Origin of the sequence: Streptomyces sp. TM32, from assembly GCF_004122755.1 — a bacterium.
Classification (GTDB): domain Bacteria; phylum Actinomycetota; class Actinomycetes; order Streptomycetales; family Streptomycetaceae; genus Streptomyces; species Streptomyces sioyaensis.
Genome location: NZ_SDIG01000001.1, coordinates 67,109 through 80,883, shown reverse-complemented (window position 1 = coordinate 80,883; position 13,775 = coordinate 67,109). Strand labels below are relative to the sequence as shown.

The 13,775-nt window shown below is 71.4% G+C and carries 14 protein-coding genes and 1 other RNA gene; 11 read left to right on the top strand and 4 right to left on the bottom strand.

Annotated elements, in window-relative coordinates; all coding sequences use genetic code 11:
• The first annotated feature begins 105 nt into the window (after positions 1 to 105).
• Positions 106 to 957, top strand: a complete 852-nt coding sequence (locus EST92_RS00385) for a hypothetical protein (RefSeq protein WP_129278977.1) — start codon at positions 106 to 108, stop codon at positions 955 to 957.
• Positions 958 to 1,080: 123 nt separating this feature from the next.
• On the opposite strand, the gene EST92_RS00380 is transcribed toward EST92_RS00385, so the two are convergent.
• Positions 1,081 to 1,275 (bottom strand): hypothetical protein, encoded by a 195-nt coding sequence (locus tag EST92_RS00380; protein ID WP_129278976.1) that lies wholly within the window; start codon positions 1,273 to 1,275, stop codon positions 1,081 to 1,083.
• A 273-nt stretch (positions 1,276 to 1,548) separates the two neighbouring features.
• Here EST92_RS00380 and ftsE point away from each other — a divergent pair, with 273 nt between their 5' ends.
• The 5 genes from ftsE (at position 1,549) to ssrA (ending at position 5,481) form a co-directional block, all read left to right on the top strand.
• Positions 1,549 to 2,238 carry a cell division ATP-binding protein FtsE gene (gene ftsE / locus EST92_RS00375; RefSeq protein WP_018091242.1) on the top strand — a complete coding sequence of 230 codons (690 nt, stop codon included), beginning with the start codon at positions 1,549 to 1,551 and terminating at the stop codon, positions 2,236 to 2,238.
• A gap of 32 nt (positions 2,239 to 2,270) precedes the next feature.
• Positions 2,271 to 3,182 (top strand): permease-like cell division protein FtsX, encoded by a 912-nt coding sequence (ftsX, locus tag EST92_RS00370; RefSeq protein ID WP_129245731.1) that lies wholly within the window; start codon positions 2,271 to 2,273, stop codon positions 3,180 to 3,182.
• Between the two features lie 68 nt (positions 3,183 to 3,250).
• Positions 3,251 to 4,471, top strand: coding sequence for a S41 family peptidase (locus EST92_RS00365; RefSeq protein WP_129278975.1), 1,221 nt, complete (start codon positions 3,251 to 3,253; stop codon positions 4,469 to 4,471).
• Between the two features lie 18 nt (positions 4,472 to 4,489).
• The gene (gene smpB, locus EST92_RS00360; protein WP_006605297.1) at positions 4,490 to 4,987 is read left to right on the top strand and encodes an SsrA-binding protein SmpB; all 498 of its coding nucleotides are present in this window, start codon (positions 4,490 to 4,492) and stop codon (positions 4,985 to 4,987) included.
• Positions 4,988 to 5,111: 124 nt separating this feature from the next.
• Positions 5,112 to 5,481, top strand: a transfer-messenger RNA (tmRNA) gene (ssrA, locus tag EST92_RS00355).
• An 81-nt stretch (positions 5,482 to 5,562) separates the two neighbouring features.
• On the opposite strand, the gene EST92_RS00350 is transcribed toward ssrA, so the two are convergent.
• Positions 5,563 to 6,816 carry an MFS transporter gene (locus EST92_RS00350; protein ID WP_129278974.1) on the bottom strand — a complete coding sequence of 418 codons (1,254 nt, stop codon included), beginning with the start codon at positions 6,814 to 6,816 and terminating at the stop codon, positions 5,563 to 5,565.
• A gap of 160 nt (positions 6,817 to 6,976) precedes the next feature.
• Between EST92_RS00350 and EST92_RS00345 the strand changes: the two genes are divergently transcribed.
• Complete coding sequence (locus tag EST92_RS00345) at positions 6,977 to 7,951, top strand: LysR family transcriptional regulator (protein WP_129278973.1); 975 nt, start codon at positions 6,977 to 6,979, stop codon at positions 7,949 to 7,951.
• Between the two features lie 92 nt (positions 7,952 to 8,043).
• Positions 8,044 to 8,607, top strand: a complete 564-nt coding sequence (locus EST92_RS00340) for a DUF4232 domain-containing protein (protein ID WP_254068363.1) — start codon at positions 8,044 to 8,046, stop codon at positions 8,605 to 8,607.
• A 6-nt stretch (positions 8,608 to 8,613) separates the two neighbouring features.
• Here EST92_RS00340 and EST92_RS00335 read toward each other — a convergent pair whose 3' ends face one another.
• Together EST92_RS00335 and EST92_RS00330 are read right to left on the bottom strand one after the other, a co-directional pair.
• Positions 8,614 to 8,934, bottom strand: a complete 321-nt coding sequence (locus EST92_RS00335; protein ID WP_129278972.1) for a DUF397 domain-containing protein — start codon at positions 8,932 to 8,934, stop codon at positions 8,614 to 8,616.
• Positions 8,931 to 9,716, bottom strand: coding sequence for a helix-turn-helix transcriptional regulator (locus tag EST92_RS00330; RefSeq protein WP_129278971.1), 786 nt, complete (start codon positions 9,714 to 9,716; stop codon positions 8,931 to 8,933). Before EST92_RS00330 ends, EST92_RS00335 begins: the two co-directional genes overlap by 4 nt.
• Before the next feature lie 334 nt (positions 9,717 to 10,050).
• On the opposite strand from EST92_RS00330, the gene EST92_RS00325 reads away from it, so the two are divergent.
• The 3 genes from EST92_RS00325 (at position 10,051) to EST92_RS00315 (ending at position 13,716) form a co-directional block, all read left to right on the top strand.
• Positions 10,051 to 11,505 carry a nitrate/nitrite transporter gene (locus EST92_RS00325; protein WP_254068362.1) on the top strand — a complete coding sequence of 485 codons (1,455 nt, stop codon included), beginning with the start codon at positions 10,051 to 10,053 and terminating at the stop codon, positions 11,503 to 11,505.
• 202 nt (positions 11,506 to 11,707) lie between these two features.
• The gene (locus EST92_RS00320) at positions 11,708 to 12,898 is read left to right on the top strand and encodes a uroporphyrinogen-III synthase (RefSeq protein ID WP_129278970.1); all 1,191 of its coding nucleotides are present in this window, start codon (positions 11,708 to 11,710) and stop codon (positions 12,896 to 12,898) included.
• A gap of 176 nt (positions 12,899 to 13,074) precedes the next feature.
• Positions 13,075 to 13,716: an ABATE domain-containing protein gene (locus EST92_RS00315; protein WP_129278969.1), complete on the top strand. Its 642-nt coding sequence runs from the start codon at positions 13,075 to 13,077 to the stop codon at positions 13,714 to 13,716.
• The last annotated feature ends 59 nt before the right edge of the window (positions 13,717 to 13,775 follow it).

Here is a 13,775-nt window from a genome sequence, read left to right as displayed (position 1 = left end):
GGGGCCGGCAGCTGTGCTGCGGCCGTGACTCGCGTACCCCCATCGGCTCGTCGCCCCGTACAGCGGTGCTCCAATGACGAGTTCAGCTACTGGGGGTAGCAGTACATGACGAAGAAGACGCGGCTGCGCGTAGCGCGCATTGCGGCCGGTGCGGTGATCGCGGCCGGTGCGTCGCTCACCGCGGCCGGCGCGGCTTCCGCGGCCAGCCCGGGTGAGACCCCGAGCCAGGACGGCGGCATCATCGGCGGCATCATCGGCGGCATCATCGGCGGAGGCGACTCCGGCGGCGACAGCACCGGCACGACCGGTGGCGGCGACGCCACCGGTGGTGAGATCGGCGGCGACGCCACCGGCGGCGAGATCGGTGGCGACACGACCACCGGCGGTGAGATCGGCGGTGACACCACCACCGGCGGCGAGACCACGGGTTCCACCACTACGGGTGGCGACACCACCACGGGCGGTGACACGACCGGTGGTGACACCACGGGTACCACCACCGGGTCCACCACGGGCGGCGACACCACCACCGGTGGCCAGACGACCGGCGGCGACACCACGGGTTCCACCACGGGTGGCCACAGCACGGGCGGCCAGACGACCGGCGGTGACACCACGGGTGGCCACAGCACGGGCGGCCAGAGCACCGGTGGCGACAGCACGGGCGGTCACGGCAACAGCGGTGGCGGCAACAGCGGTGGCGGCGACTCCACCGGCACCGGCACCGACAACGAGGGCTCCAAGCCGATCGAGCAGCCCGGCCAGGGCAAGGAGCAGATCGCTGACACGCCCGGCCAGGCGAAGCAGCAGGCCAAGGGCGGGGAGCTGGCCGAGACCGGTTCCTCCGGCACGACCGTCCTGCTCATCGGTGCGGCGACGATGATCGCGGGCGGCGTGGGCTTCCGTATGCTGCCCCGCCTGATCAACAAGAACGGCGGCGGTGCCGCGGCGGCCTGATGCCGGCGCGGAACAGCTGGAGGGGCCCGGGACGCGGCAGCGTCCCGGGCCCCTCGGCGTTCGTGGTCCGGCCGCCATTCGGGCGGTGGTCGGGGCTGCCGGGCAGGCAGCCGTACACCGGTCTCAGGCGACCTGGTGGAGCAGCACGCCCAGCGCGATCAGCAGGATCATCAGCGCCACCAGCACTGCGGGGCTGAGCTGGGCGAAGATACCGCCTGACTGCTGCTGAAGCCGTTCTCTGCTCGCCCGGCACACGGCGCAGCGGCCCTCGCTCACAGGGGCCGCGCAGTTGGCGCACACCAGTCGGTCGTACGTCATGCGACCTCCTTCTCCACTGCGCCAACGCACCGGAAGGCGCATTGGTTCCCTCTTCCACTGTGCCAGCTCGCCGCTGGAACGGCGCGCCCCGGCCGGTGCGCGGCTGCCGGGCCGCGGGATTGTGCGCCTTTTGTCCCGTAGGTGCCGTGAGGAAAGGCACCAACCCTCCACGCCGACTGCACCACCCCGTGAGGTTCGCGTATGGTCACGCACACCGACGGGAGCCGCAACTCGGCAACCCGTGCCGCTATCCAGGTCGACCGTGGTGCATCAGTGATCCGATTCGACAACGTCTCCAAGACCTACCCGAAGCAGAACCGTCCTGCACTCAGGGATGTCTCGCTCGAAATCGAGCGCGGCGAATTCGTCTTCCTGGTGGGCTCCTCCGGGTCCGGAAAGTCCACCTTTCTGCGGCTGCTGCTGCGCGAGGAGCGGGCCAGCCACGGCCACGTCCACGTGCTCGGCAAGGACCTCGGCAAGCTCTCCAACTGGAAGGTTCCGCAGATGCGGCGCCAGGTGGGGACCGTCTTCCAGGACTTCCGGCTGCTCCCCAACAAGACCGTCGGGGAAAATGTCGCCTTCGCCCTCGAGGTCATCGGCAAGCCGCGCGGCCAGATCCGCAAGACGGTGCCCGAGGTCCTCGAACTGGTCGGCCTCGGCGGCAAAGAGGACCGTATGCCGGGCGAGCTCTCCGGTGGTGAGCAGCAGCGCGTCGCCATCGCACGGGCCTTCGTCAACCGTCCGATGCTCCTCATCGCGGACGAGCCCACCGGCAACCTCGACCCGCAGACCTCGGTCGGCATCATGAAGCTGCTGGACCGGATCAACCGGACCGGTACGACGGTGGTCATGGCCACCCACGACCAGCAGATCGTCGACCAGATGCGCAAGCGGGTCATGGAACTCGAAAAGGGCCGGCTCGTCCGCGACCAGTCGCGCGGCGTCTACGGCTACCAGCACTAAGCGTGTACGGCCCCCAGCACTGAAAGGACGCCATGCGCGCCCAGTTCGTCCTGTCGGAGATCGGCGTCGGTCTCCGCCGAAACCTCACGATGACCTTCGCCGTCATCGTCTCCGTAGCCCTGTCACTGGGCCTGTTCGGCGCCTCGCTGCTGATGCGCGACCAGGTCAGCACGATGAAGGGCTACTGGTACGACAAGGTCAACGTCTCGATCTTCTTCTGCAACAAGAACGACGCCGACTCCGGTGCCAACTGCGCCAAGGGTGCGGCCACCCAGCAGCAGAAGAACGACATCAAGGCCGAGCTGAACCGGCTGCCGCTCGTGCAGAACGTGCAGTACGAGTCCAGTGACCAGGCCTACAAGCACTACAAGGAGCAGTTCGGTGACACCCCCGTCGCCGGACTGGTGACGCCCGACCAGCTGCCGGAGTCCTTCCGCGTCAAGCTCAAGGACCCGACGAAGTTCGCGGTCATCAAGTCGGCGTTCTCCGAGCGGCCCGGCGTCCAGGAGGTCCAGGACCAACGGGACACCGTCGAACCGCTCTTCAACCTCCTCAACGGCATGAACATCGCCGCCCTCGTCGTGATGGGGCTGATGCTGGTCGTTGCGCTGATGCTGATCGTCAACACCGTGCGGGTGTCGGCGTTCAGCCGTCGGCGGGAGACGGGGATCATGCGGCTGGTGGGAGCGTCCAGCTTCTATATCCAGATGCCGTTCATCCTGGAGGCCGCCATTGCGGGGCTGCTGGGCGCCGCCTTCGCCTGCGTGTTGATCGTCGGCGGCAAGTACGTCCTCGTCAACAACTGGCTGGCGAAGAAGATCCAGGTGATCAACTTCATCGGATGGGACTCGGTCGCCGCGGTCCTCCCGCTGGTCCTCCTGATCGGGCTGCTGATGCCCGCGCTCGCCGCGTTCTTCGCGTTGCGCAAGTACCTCAAGGTGTGAGCTTTGCCAAGGGGCGCCGTACGGTCAACTCGCCGTACGGCGCCCTTTTGTCCCTTAGACTCACCGGCATGTCGGGCCCGTGTTCGTACGACCGGCCTCGCCGCATTCGCCGCGGGGCGGCCCTGACGTTGTTCCTCGCCGGTGTGCTGGCCACCGGCGCTGTGACCGGCACCTGGAGCGATGAGGCGGCCGGCGCCGCGGCACCGACCGCCCCGGACGGCAAGGCCTCCCGGGCGCACGCCCCGGCCTCCGCCTTCGCGGACCGCGAGGCCGTCGAACGCGCCGCCTCCCAGGCCGTCGAGGACGGCAAGTCCGGTGCCCAGGCCGCCGCTGACGTCGTCAGCCGCAGCGGCGACCGCTGGTCGACGATCTACACACCGGGCCAGTTCGAGGACTTCCAGGAGCAGTTGGGCGGCGCCTATGTCGGTGTCGGGCTCTGGGTCCGGCAGGCCGACGACGGGCGGATCGAGGTGTCCCGGGTCCAGCCCGACTCTCCCGCTGCCCGGGCCGGTATCGCCCGTGGCGACCGGCTGCGCGCCGTCGACGGGCACCCCACCCTGGACACCCCGGTCACCGAGGTCGTCAGCCGGCTGCGCGGCGTGGCCCCCGACGGTTCCCGCGCCTCCGCCGCCGCTGCCGGCACCCCCGTCTCGCTGGACCTCCAGCGCGGCGCCCGCCGGTGGACCGCGACCGTCCACCGCACCCGGATCGGCTTGCGCAACGTCGTCACCGATCACCCCGACGGGGTCCACGGCCCGACCCGCGTCAAGGTCGGCGCGTTCGCGAAGGGCACCGGTAAGGCGGTCCGCCGTGCGGTGCGCCAGGCCTCCCCCCGGCACGGCCTGCTGCTCGATCTGCGCGGCAACACCGGCGGCCTGGTCACCGAGGCCGTCACCGCCGCCTCCGCCTTCCTGGACGGCGGCCTGGTCGCGACCTACGACGTGCGCGGCAGCCAGCGGGCCCTGTACGCCGAGCGCGGCGGCAACACCCGGGTGCCGCTGGTCGTCCTCGTCGACGGCGGCACGATGAGCGCCGCCGAGCTGCTGGCCGGCGCGCTCCAGGACCGTGGACGGGCGGTCGTCATCGGCTCCCCGACCTTCGGCAAGGGCTCGGTGCAGATGCCCAGCACGCTGCCGGACGGCTCGGTCGCCGAGCTGACCGTCGGCCATTACCGCACCCCGGCCGGCCGGACCGTTGACGACGCGGGGATCACCCCCGACCTGGTCGTCGGGCACGGCGCCGAGAAACGGGCCCGCACGGTATTGAGTGGCCTCGGGGGCGGTGCATAGTGCGAAAATGGCCGCACTATGGCTAAGGACAAGGGCAAGGACAAGACTCCCGGGCGCAAGCTCGTGGCGCAGCACAAGAAGGCGCGGCACGACTACCACATTCTGGACACCTATGAGTGTGGCCTGGTGCTGACCGGCACCGAGGTGAAGTCGCTGCGGCAGGGCCGGGCCTCGCTGGTGGACGGATTCGTCCAGATCGACGGCAATGAGGCCTGGCTGCACAACGTACATATCCCGGAATACACCCAGGGCACCTGGACGAACCACGCGGCACGGCGCAAGCGGAAGCTGCTGATGCACCGCGCCGAGATCGACAAGCTGGAGTCCAAGAGCCAGGAGTCGGGGCACACCATCGTGCCGCTGGCCCTCTATTTCAAGGACGGCCGGGCGAAGGTCGAGATCGCGCTGGCCAAGGGCAAGAAGGAGTACGACAAGCGGCAGACGCTGCGGGAGCAGCAGGACCGCCGTGAGACGGACCGGGCGATCTCGGCGGCGCGGCGCCGGCAGCGGGCCTGAGGAGCCCCCGCGGCCCGGGCCCCGTCGCCGCTGCCACGGAATACGCTGGCAAGGGCACGCGTTGTTCACGTACGATGGCTCCGCACCCCACGAGGGGTGTGGCACCACCTTGATAAATCAACATGGGGATGATCGGTTTCGACAGCGGATGTCGAAGCAGGGGAAGCGAGTCGAGGAAGCGGCAATGATCTCGTTAACCATATGTCGCAACCAATAATCGCCAACACCAAGCGCGATTCCTTCGCCCTCGCTGCCTAAGTAGCGACTTGCGAAGTGTCAGCCCGGGGATGTTCCCGACCCGGATCCTGGCATCAGCTAGGGAACTAAACTTCTAGGCCCGGTCACGGGGCCTGGGAGGAAATCAAACAGTGACTGAGCCCGTCGGAGACTTGTTCGCGTGATCTCCGGGGCCGAGAAAATCGCAGCGAACTGCACTCGGAGAAGCCCTGATTCTGCACCGTTGGACGCGGGTTCGATTCCCGCCATCTCCACTCATCCCATGTAAAGCAGCGGCCCGCGAGATTCTCGCGGGCCGCTGCTTTGCGTGCGGCCGGTCACGCCGGGTGCCGGCCCGCTCACGCCCGGTGCCGGAGCGAGGTGCACAGCGCCAGGGCGGCGGCCGCGGCCGGGACCGCATAGCCGAGGCCGGGCCCGGTGAGCCGCTCCACGGCCCAGCCGCCGGTGGCGGAGCCGGCCGCAATACCCGCCAGCAGGGCCGTCACGGCGAGCGTCATCCCCTCGTTCAGCCGGCTCGCGGGGGTGCGGGACTGGACCAGCCCCATGCCGGTGACCATGGCCGGCGCGGTGGCCATCCCGGCCGCCATCAGCGCGACGGCCAGCGCCGCCGGGCCGCCGGTCGTGGCGGCGAGCAGCGGCAGCAGCATCAGCGCGGCCATCGCGGCGACGCAGCCGCGGAAGCGGCGGGTGGCCCGGCCCGCGGGGCGCCGCAGGCCGTAGAGCAGCCCGGCGGCGGCGGACCCGGCGGCCTGGAGGGACAGCAGGGCGCCGGCGGCGGAACGGATGCCGTGCGCGTCGGCGTAGGCCAGGGTGACCACCTCCATCGAGCCGAAGACCGCGCCGGTGCAGACGAAGGTGAGCAGCAGCGGCGGGAGGCCGGGCAGGCGCAGCGGCGAGCGGGTGCGGGCCGCGGGCCGGGCGGCCACCGGGGGTTCGGTGCGGCGCTGGGCCGCGAAGAGCAGCATCCCGGTCAGCAGCAGGACCGCGGCCACCGCCGTGCCGGCCTCCGGGAAGAGGGTGGTGCACAGCAGCGTGGCGAGTACCGGACCGAGGAGGAAACACAGCTCGTCCGCGGCCTGTTCGAAGGAGTGGGCGGTGTGCCGGCCGGCCGGGTCGTCCCGGAGGAGATGGGCCCAGCGGGCACGGGAGAGCCCGCCGGTGTTGGGGGTGGTGGCGGTCGCGGCGTACGAGGCGAAGAGGGTCCAGTCGGGTGCGCCGTAGTGGACGCAGAGCAGCAGCGAGAGCGAGCCGAGGACGGCGAGTGCGGTGGCCGGGACGGCGGCACGGGCCTGGCCGTGCCGGTCGATCAGCCGCGCGGTCCACGGCCCGGCCAGCGCCGTTGCCGCCAGTCCGGTCGCGGTGACCGCCCCGGCCAGCGCATACGAGCCGCGCGAGCCCGCGATCATCAGCACCGCGCTGACGCTGAGCATGCCCATGGGCAGCCGGGCCAGGAGGTTGGCGGCGGTGAAGGCGCGGGTGCCGGGGTGGGCGAAGATCCGGCGGTAGGGCGCCGGCAGGCGGAGTCCGCGACGCCGCGGGGTCGGGCGTACGGGCGGGGCCGTCACCGGCCGGGCGGCGAGGAAGAGGATCATGCCTCTACGGTCGCGGCCGCCCCCGCGGCCCGTCCAACACCTGATCAGCGCACATTGACGCACCTGAGTTGTCAATGGGCGGCGGGCGACAGGCGGTTGGCGGCAACGGTTGACGGCGGGCGGCGGATGGTGGCACCCGGCGGACTGCCAGGATGGCCCGATGCCGTACGACATCGATCCGCGTCTGCTCCGCGCGTTCACCGCCGTCGCCGAGGAGCTGCACTTCACCCGTGCCGCCGCCGGGCTGCACGTCGCCCAGCAGGCGCTCAGCCGCGACATCCGGCGGCTGGAGCGGGAGGTGGGCGCCACGCTGTTCGTCCGGAGCACCCGGCAGGTCGCGCTGACTCCGGACGGGCAGCGGCTGTTGCCGTACGCGCGGCGGGTGCTGAGCGCGCACGACGAGCTGGCCGCGGCGTTCCGGCCGGCCCCCGAGCGGCCGCTGCTGGTGGACGTGCGGGCCCCGGTCGGCACCGCGCACCGGCTGCTGGCGGCGGCCCGGGAACGGGTCGCGGCCAGCGTGGAGCTGGTCGCCCGGTTCCACAGCGGGCTGGCGGGGGCGGCGTCCGAGGTGGCGGACGGCCGGCTCGATGTCTCCTTCGGCCGGATCGCCGCGCTGCCGGCCGCTGTCCGGGCGCGGCTGAGCCATCAGCCGGTCCGGCTGGAGCGGATGGCGGTGCTGCTGCCCGAGGAACACCCGCTGGCCGCCCGTCCGACGGTCCCGCTCGCGCGGCTGGCCGGCGAGACGCTCTACGCGGGTGCCGGCAATCCGCGCACCGCCGAGTGGACGGAGCTGGCCGCGCGGCTCTTCGAGGGCCGCGGCATCGCGATGGCCGCGCCGTTCCCGGAGATCGAGGGCTCGCAGGAATTCGTCCGGGTGGTACGCAAGCGGGGCTGGTCGGTGCTGGCGAGCGAGGAGTTCATCGAGGTGCCGGGGATGGTGCTGCGGCCGCTCGTGGAGCCGGTACCGCTGTCGCCCGTCTCGATGGTGTGGCGGCGGGGACTGCGGCATCCGGGGCTGGACGCCCTGCGGGCGGCCGCCCGCGAACGGGCCGCGCGGCACGGCTGGCTCGCGCCGCCCGACGACGCGTGGTGGCTCCCCGAGGCGGACGCGCAGACGATGGGCCTCGCTGCCTGACGCCCCGACACGATGTAAGAGGCAGCGAAAACGTGCGGCAGGCCCAGGCAACCCCGGGCGCCCGGAAGCTTTCCTTAACGGCAGGGAAGTGTGTGAGCAACGAACAGGGGAAATCCGTGCAACGGCGTTCACTTCTTGCGACGGTGGCGGCCGCGCTGATCTTCAGTGTGACGGCCGGCCTGGCAGTGACGGGCTGCGGCTCGTCGCGGATGGCGGCCCTGCACGCCAACTGCACCACCAAGGGCCTGCGGTGGAAGCTCACCGTCCTGAAGAAGAAGCCGCACACCCCGCACCGCGATGCCCGGCTGTCCGTCGTCAACACGGGCGACAAGCCCTGTGTGTTCCGCGGCTTCCCGGCCTTCGAGGTTCACCTCGGCAAGGGCCCGGAGTCCGATGCCCACGGGCACGGCCGGATCATGCCGATAGACCTGCGACGCGGCGGCACGGTGGTGACCAGCCTGCGCTACAAGGACTGCCGCAAGGGCGCGGCGTCGGACCCCTTCATGATCAGCAACGATGTCGCCGTGGTGTCCGCGCCGCGCGATTACCCGGGCCGGCGGGCGGTCGAGGTCCGCGACGAGGCGGGCAAGCGCCAGGCGATGAACGTCTGCGCGGCCTCGATATGGATGGGCGCGCCGTACGAAGCGGCCGAGTAGCCCCGGTTACGGGGTAGTTGTGGCGGCAGCGGAGCGTGCGGCGAACGAGGTAAACGCGGCCCAGGCACCGGGCGGGAAGTCGAGGTGCGGGCCCTGGGGGTCCTTGGAGTCGCGGACGTGGATGGTGGTGGGGTGGGCGGCGACCTCTACGCAGTTGCCGCCCTCATCGCCACTGTGGCTGGACTTGTGCCAGTCGTAGGCGACTTCGAGGCAAGCGCCGCCTTCACTACCGCTGTAGGTGGACTTGTGCCAGTTGTACGCCACTTCGAGGCAGGCGCCGCCTTCGTCGCCGCTGTAGCTGGACTTGAACCATGTCAGATGGGTCATCGCTCTCCTAGCAGCCGGTCCAGCAGACCCATGGTCTCTTCGGCGTTGAGGGCCTGCATTCGCAGCATTCCATACTTCTGAGTGAGGATGCTGACCTCATCGGGGTCCGATGTCAGCTCGCTGCTGCGTTGCGCCTCGGTATAGGCGAAGTGCTGATGGTCGGCGGTTTCCAGCAGGACGAACGGTCCGTTGAGACCGGCATGATGCTCGCGGTTCAGCGGCAGGATCTGGAGCGATACGCCGGTGAGTTCCGCGCATTCCCGCAGGTGGATGAGCTGGGCCCGCATGACCTCGCGGCCTCCGAGGTTGCTCCGCACGATGGCTTCGGAGAAGACGAAGCTGGCGGTGAAGTCGTCTTTCCTGTGCAGGATTTGCTGGCGCTCCAGTCGTGCGGTGACGCGTTGCTCGATGGTCTCTTCGCTGAGCCCTGGGATATTGCTGCGGAATGTGGCGAGTGCGTAGTCCCCGGTCTGGAGCAGGCCGGGGAGGACGCCGTGCTCGTACCAAGAGAGCGAGATGGCCTCCTGTTCAAAGGCGATGAAATCCTCCGCCCAGATCGGATACTTCTCCTTCCGCGGCAGCTTCGTGACGCCCGCGGCCAGCGCCCCGCCCGTGCGCAGGAGTTGGTCGAATTCGGAGGCGAGGTGCGGCATCAGGGCACGCCTGCCCTGTTCGATGGAGGCGATGGTCTCCTCGGACGCGGTGGTCCGTTCCCCGAGGCCACGCTGGGTGAGACCGGCATTGATGCGGAACAGCGCCAGTTGTGCGCCGATGACTTCCATGGCTGCGGAGTGCCGGTTCCTGGGCTTCATTCGCGGCTGCATGGCCTTCCACTCCCCGTGGGCGGACGTCTGTGACCGTGTGTGCGCCCGTACTCACCAGGAGTACGGGTTCGCCTGGTGGAGCAGCGTAGTTACGCAGCGCGACGGCCGCCGCGGGAACGCGGGGATCCCGTTCGATGGGGGACCCCTTCCGTCCGGTCGACGGGTGGTCCCCGCCTCACCACCCCCCGCCCCGCCACGTGAGTGCAAGGTTTCGTCCGCGTCACCGGGCGGCACGGTACGGAAATCCGCCCTCCCTAGCGTCAAGGAGACGACCTGACCCCTGGGAGGCGCGATGACGGCCGAGGCCGCGGAGACCCGTAGTAACAGCCCCGATGACACGACCGCCGAGAGCCGTGGCGACGGCCGTACCGACGGCCGTGCCCGGCGGCGCGGCCGGCGGTGGATCGAGCACTGGGACCCCGAGAACGAGACCTTCTGGGCCGAGAAGGGGGAGCGGATCGCCCGGCGGAACCTGGCGTTCTCCGTGCTCTGTGAGCACATCGGGTTCTCCATCTGGAGCCTGTGGTCGGTGATGGTGCTGTTCATGGGGCCGGAGTACGGGATCGACCCGGCCGGGAAGTTCTTCCTGGTGGCGATGCCGACGATGGTGGGCGCGGTGCTGCGGGTGCCGTACACCTTCGCGGTGGCGCGGTTCGGCGGCCGCAACTGGACGGTGCTGAGCGCGCTGCTCCTGCTGGTGCCGGCCTCGGTGGCCGCGGTGGTGATCGAACCGGGTACCTCGTACACCACGTTCCTGCTGGTCGCGGCGCTCGCGGGGGTCGGCGGCGGGAACTTCGCCTCGTCGATGACGAACATCAACTCCTTCTTCCCGCTGCGGAAGAAGGGGTACGCACTGGGGCTCAACGCCGGTGGCGGCAACATCGGGGTGCCGGTGATCCAGCTGCTGGGGCTGCTGGTGATCGGGACGGCGGGGGCCGCCCAGCCGCGCATCGTACTGGCCGTCTATCTGCCGCTGATCGTGCTCGCGGCGGTGCTCGCGGCGCTGTTCATGGACAATCTTGCCCCGGTGACGAACGACACCGGCGCGGCCGTCGACGCCGCCCGGGAACCGCACACCTGGGTGATGTCCCTCCTCTACATCGGCACCTTCGGGTCGTTCATCGGCTACAGCTTCGCCTTCGGGCTGGTGCTGCAGACCCAGTTCGCGCGCACGCCCCTCCAGGCGGCGTCGCTGACCTTCATCGGGCCGCTGCTGGGTTCGCTGATCCGGCCGGTCGGCGGGCGGCTGGCGGACCGGTTCGGCGGCGCCCGGATCACGCTGGGCACCTTCGCGGCGATGGCCCTGGCCACCGGGGTGGTGATCGGGGCGTCGGCGATGAAGTCGCTGCCGGTGTTCCTCGTCGGGTTCATCTCGCTGTTCGTGCTGTCGGGGCTCGGCAACGGCTCCACGTACAAGATGATCCCGGGGATCTTCCAGGCCCTGGCGCTGCGCCGCGGGCTGGCGGGGGAGGCGGCCGCGGCGTACGGGCGGCGGCTGTCGGGCGCGGCGATGGGGCTGATCGGGGCGGTGGGCGCGGTCGGCGGGCTGGCCATCAACCTCGCCTTTCGCCAGTCGTTCCTGACGACCGGCTCGGGCACGCCCGCGTTCGTGTCCTTCCTGGTCTGTTACGGAGTGTGCGGCGCGGTGACCTGGGCCGTATACCTGCGGCCCGCGGCGCGCGAGCGGCGTACGGCGCAGGTCCCGGCCGCGGACGGGGAGCCGCGCCCGGCGTACGCGGAGGTGTGAGCGCCGGTCCGGGCGCGGGGGCGGCCGCAGGGAGGGTGCCGCGGCCGCCCCCGCGCGACGCCTCGTAACCGCGGGGAAATACTGGAGGACCGGGGCTGTCACGTGCCGTTGGCAGGCTGGGCACTCGGCACCGTGTGCCGCCCGAGCCGCGGCGGTACGGAGCCGGACGGCAGCACACCACTCTGGGCGAAGCGGGACGACCATGTACGAACAGCAGCAGGAACACGGTGAGCAGGAGCAGACGGCGTCGGCGTCGGCACCGGCCGTCCGGCCGCTGGACGGGTTCACCGTCGGCGTGACCGCGGCCCGGCGGGCGGAGGAACTGGGCGCCCTGCTGGAGCGGCGCGGCGCGCAGGTGCTGCACGCGCCTGCCCTGCGCATCGTCCCGCTTCCGGACGACACCGAGCTGCTCGCGGTGACCCGGGATCTCATCGGCCACCCGCCGGACGTCGTCGTGGCCACCACCGCCATCGGCTTCCGCGGCTGGGTGGAGGCCGCGGAGGGGTGGGGGCTGGGCGAGGAGCTGCTGGACCGGCTGACCGGGGTGGAGCTGCTGGCGCGCGGGCCCAAGGTGCGCGGCGCGATCCGGGCCGCGGGGCTCACCGAGAAGTGGTCCCCGGCCTCCGAGTCGATGGCCGAGGTGCTGGACCGGCTGCTGGCGGAGGGCGTCTCCGGCCGCCGGGTGGCGCTCCAGCTGCACGGGGAGCCGCTACCGGGGTTCGTCGAGGCGCTGCGGGCCGGCGGCGCGGAGGTCATCGGCGTCCCCGTGTACCGCTGGATGCCGCCGGAGGACATCGGTCCGGTCGACCGGCTGCTGGACGCGGTGCTCACGCGGGGCCTGGACGCGGTGACCTTCACCAGCGCGCCGGCCGCCGCTTCGCTGCTGCGCCGGGCGGGGGAGCGCGGTATGCGCGAGGACGTGGTGGCCGCGCTGCGGCGGGAGGTGCTGACGGTGTGCGTGGGACCGGTGACCGCGCTCCCGCTTGAGGCGGAGGACATCCCCACCCTCCAGCCGGAGCGCTTCCGGCTCGGCCCGCTGGTGCAGCTGTTGTGCCGGGAACTTCCTTCCCGGGTGCGGCCGTTGCCGGTGGCCGGGCAGCGGCTGGAGATCCGCGGGCACGCCGCGGTGGTGGACGGCACGCTGCGTCCGGTGCCGCCGGCCGGGATGGCGCTGCTGCGCGCACTGGCCCGCCGGCCCGGCTGGGTGGTCTCCCGCGCGGACCTGCTGCGTGCCCTGCCGGGCGCGGGCAGCGACGAGCACGCGGTGGAGACCGCGATGGCCCGGCTGCGGGTGGCGCTGGGCGCGCCCAAGCTGATCCAGACGGTGGTCAAGCGCGGCTACCGGCTGGCGCTCGACCCGCATGCGGACACGGACAAGTACGGCGGGGAGTAGGCAGGTACGGCGGGGAGCGGGCACCTACGGCGGGGAGCAGCGGGAGCGGCAGGGCGGAAGCGGCGGGATGCGGTGCGGTCGCGCCACGGAGTGGCTGACTCCGGAGGGTTCCGGCCGGACCGTGCTCCGGGCACTCTGGGGGCACAGGTGTGTGGTCCCTAAGGAGTGACAGGCACATGGCGGCGCATGGTGACCTGCGGTTCGACTGCGGGCGGATCTGCCTGGACCTGGCGGCCACGGCCGACGGCGCCCCGGCCGAACGGCTCGTCGGCCCCGAGGAGTTGCGGGCCTGGCTGGTCGGCGCCGGCCTGGTGCCGCCCGGCACCCCGCTGGACGGGGTCGACGTCCGCTGGCTCGGCCGCTTCCGCGCGCTGCGGGAGCTGCTGCGCCGGGTGGTGCACGATGAGCTGCGGGGCCGGGCGGCCGACGCCGATCTGGCGCTGCTCAACTCCGCGGCCGGGGCCGGGGTGCCGCCCGCCGTATGTGCCGTACGGACCGCGGACGGCGCCCTGGCCCGCGCCCTCCCCGGCCCGCCCGACTGCGCGGGACTGCTGGCCGCGGTGGCCCGGGACGCGATCGGGCTGCTGACCGACGCGGGATCCCGCCGGCAGCTGCGCGAGTGCGAGGGCGAGAGCTGCACGCTGGTCTACCTGGACACCTCCCGTGGCCGGCGCCGCCGTTGGTGCTCCAGCGAGGTGTGCGGCAACCGGGAGCGGGTGGCGCGGCACCGCCGGCGTACGACGGTGCGCAGGAAGCAGGACACAAGTGCCGGTCAGGGGCCCGGGTCCGGCGCGGAAAAATATTCCGCCGGCCGCTGAACACCCCGTCCGTAGCGTCCGTACTCCTCACTGCAAGTCCGATTCATGGCGCGGTCCCC

What these genes read in the sequence shown, in the direction of transcription:
- EST92_RS00385 (WP_129278977.1), top strand. Translation starts at nt 106, where the DNA reads ATGACGAAGAAGACGCGGCTGCGCGTAGCGCGCATTGCGGCCGGTGCG.
- EST92_RS00380 (WP_129278976.1), bottom strand. Translation starts at nt 1,275, where the DNA reads ATGACGTACGACCGACTGGTGTGCGCCAACTGCGCGGCCCCTGTGAGC.
- ftsX (WP_129245731.1), top strand. Translation starts at nt 2,271, where the DNA reads ATGCGCGCCCAGTTCGTCCTGTCGGAGATCGGCGTCGGTCTCCGCCGA.
- EST92_RS00365 (WP_129278975.1), top strand. Translation starts at nt 3,251, where the DNA reads ATGTCGGGCCCGTGTTCGTACGACCGGCCTCGCCGCATTCGCCGCGGG.
- smpB (WP_006605297.1), top strand. Translation starts at nt 4,490, where the DNA reads ATGGCTAAGGACAAGGGCAAGGACAAGACTCCCGGGCGCAAGCTCGTG.
- EST92_RS00350 (WP_129278974.1), bottom strand. Translation starts at nt 6,816, where the DNA reads ATGATCCTCTTCCTCGCCGCCCGGCCGGTGACGGCCCCGCCCGTACGC.
- EST92_RS00345 (WP_129278973.1), top strand. Translation starts at nt 6,977, where the DNA reads ATGCCGTACGACATCGATCCGCGTCTGCTCCGCGCGTTCACCGCCGTC.
- EST92_RS00335 (WP_129278972.1), bottom strand. Translation starts at nt 8,934, where the DNA reads ATGACCCATCTGACATGGTTCAAGTCCAGCTACAGCGGCGACGAAGGC.
- EST92_RS00330 (WP_129278971.1), bottom strand. Translation starts at nt 9,716, where the DNA reads ATGGAAGTCATCGGCGCACAACTGGCGCTGTTCCGCATCAATGCCGGT.
- EST92_RS00325 (WP_254068362.1), top strand. Translation starts at nt 10,051, where the DNA reads ATGACGGCCGAGGCCGCGGAGACCCGTAGTAACAGCCCCGATGACACG.
- EST92_RS00320 (WP_129278970.1), top strand. Translation starts at nt 11,708, where the DNA reads ATGTACGAACAGCAGCAGGAACACGGTGAGCAGGAGCAGACGGCGTCG.
- EST92_RS00315 (WP_129278969.1), top strand. Translation starts at nt 13,075, where the DNA reads ATGGCGGCGCATGGTGACCTGCGGTTCGACTGCGGGCGGATCTGCCTG.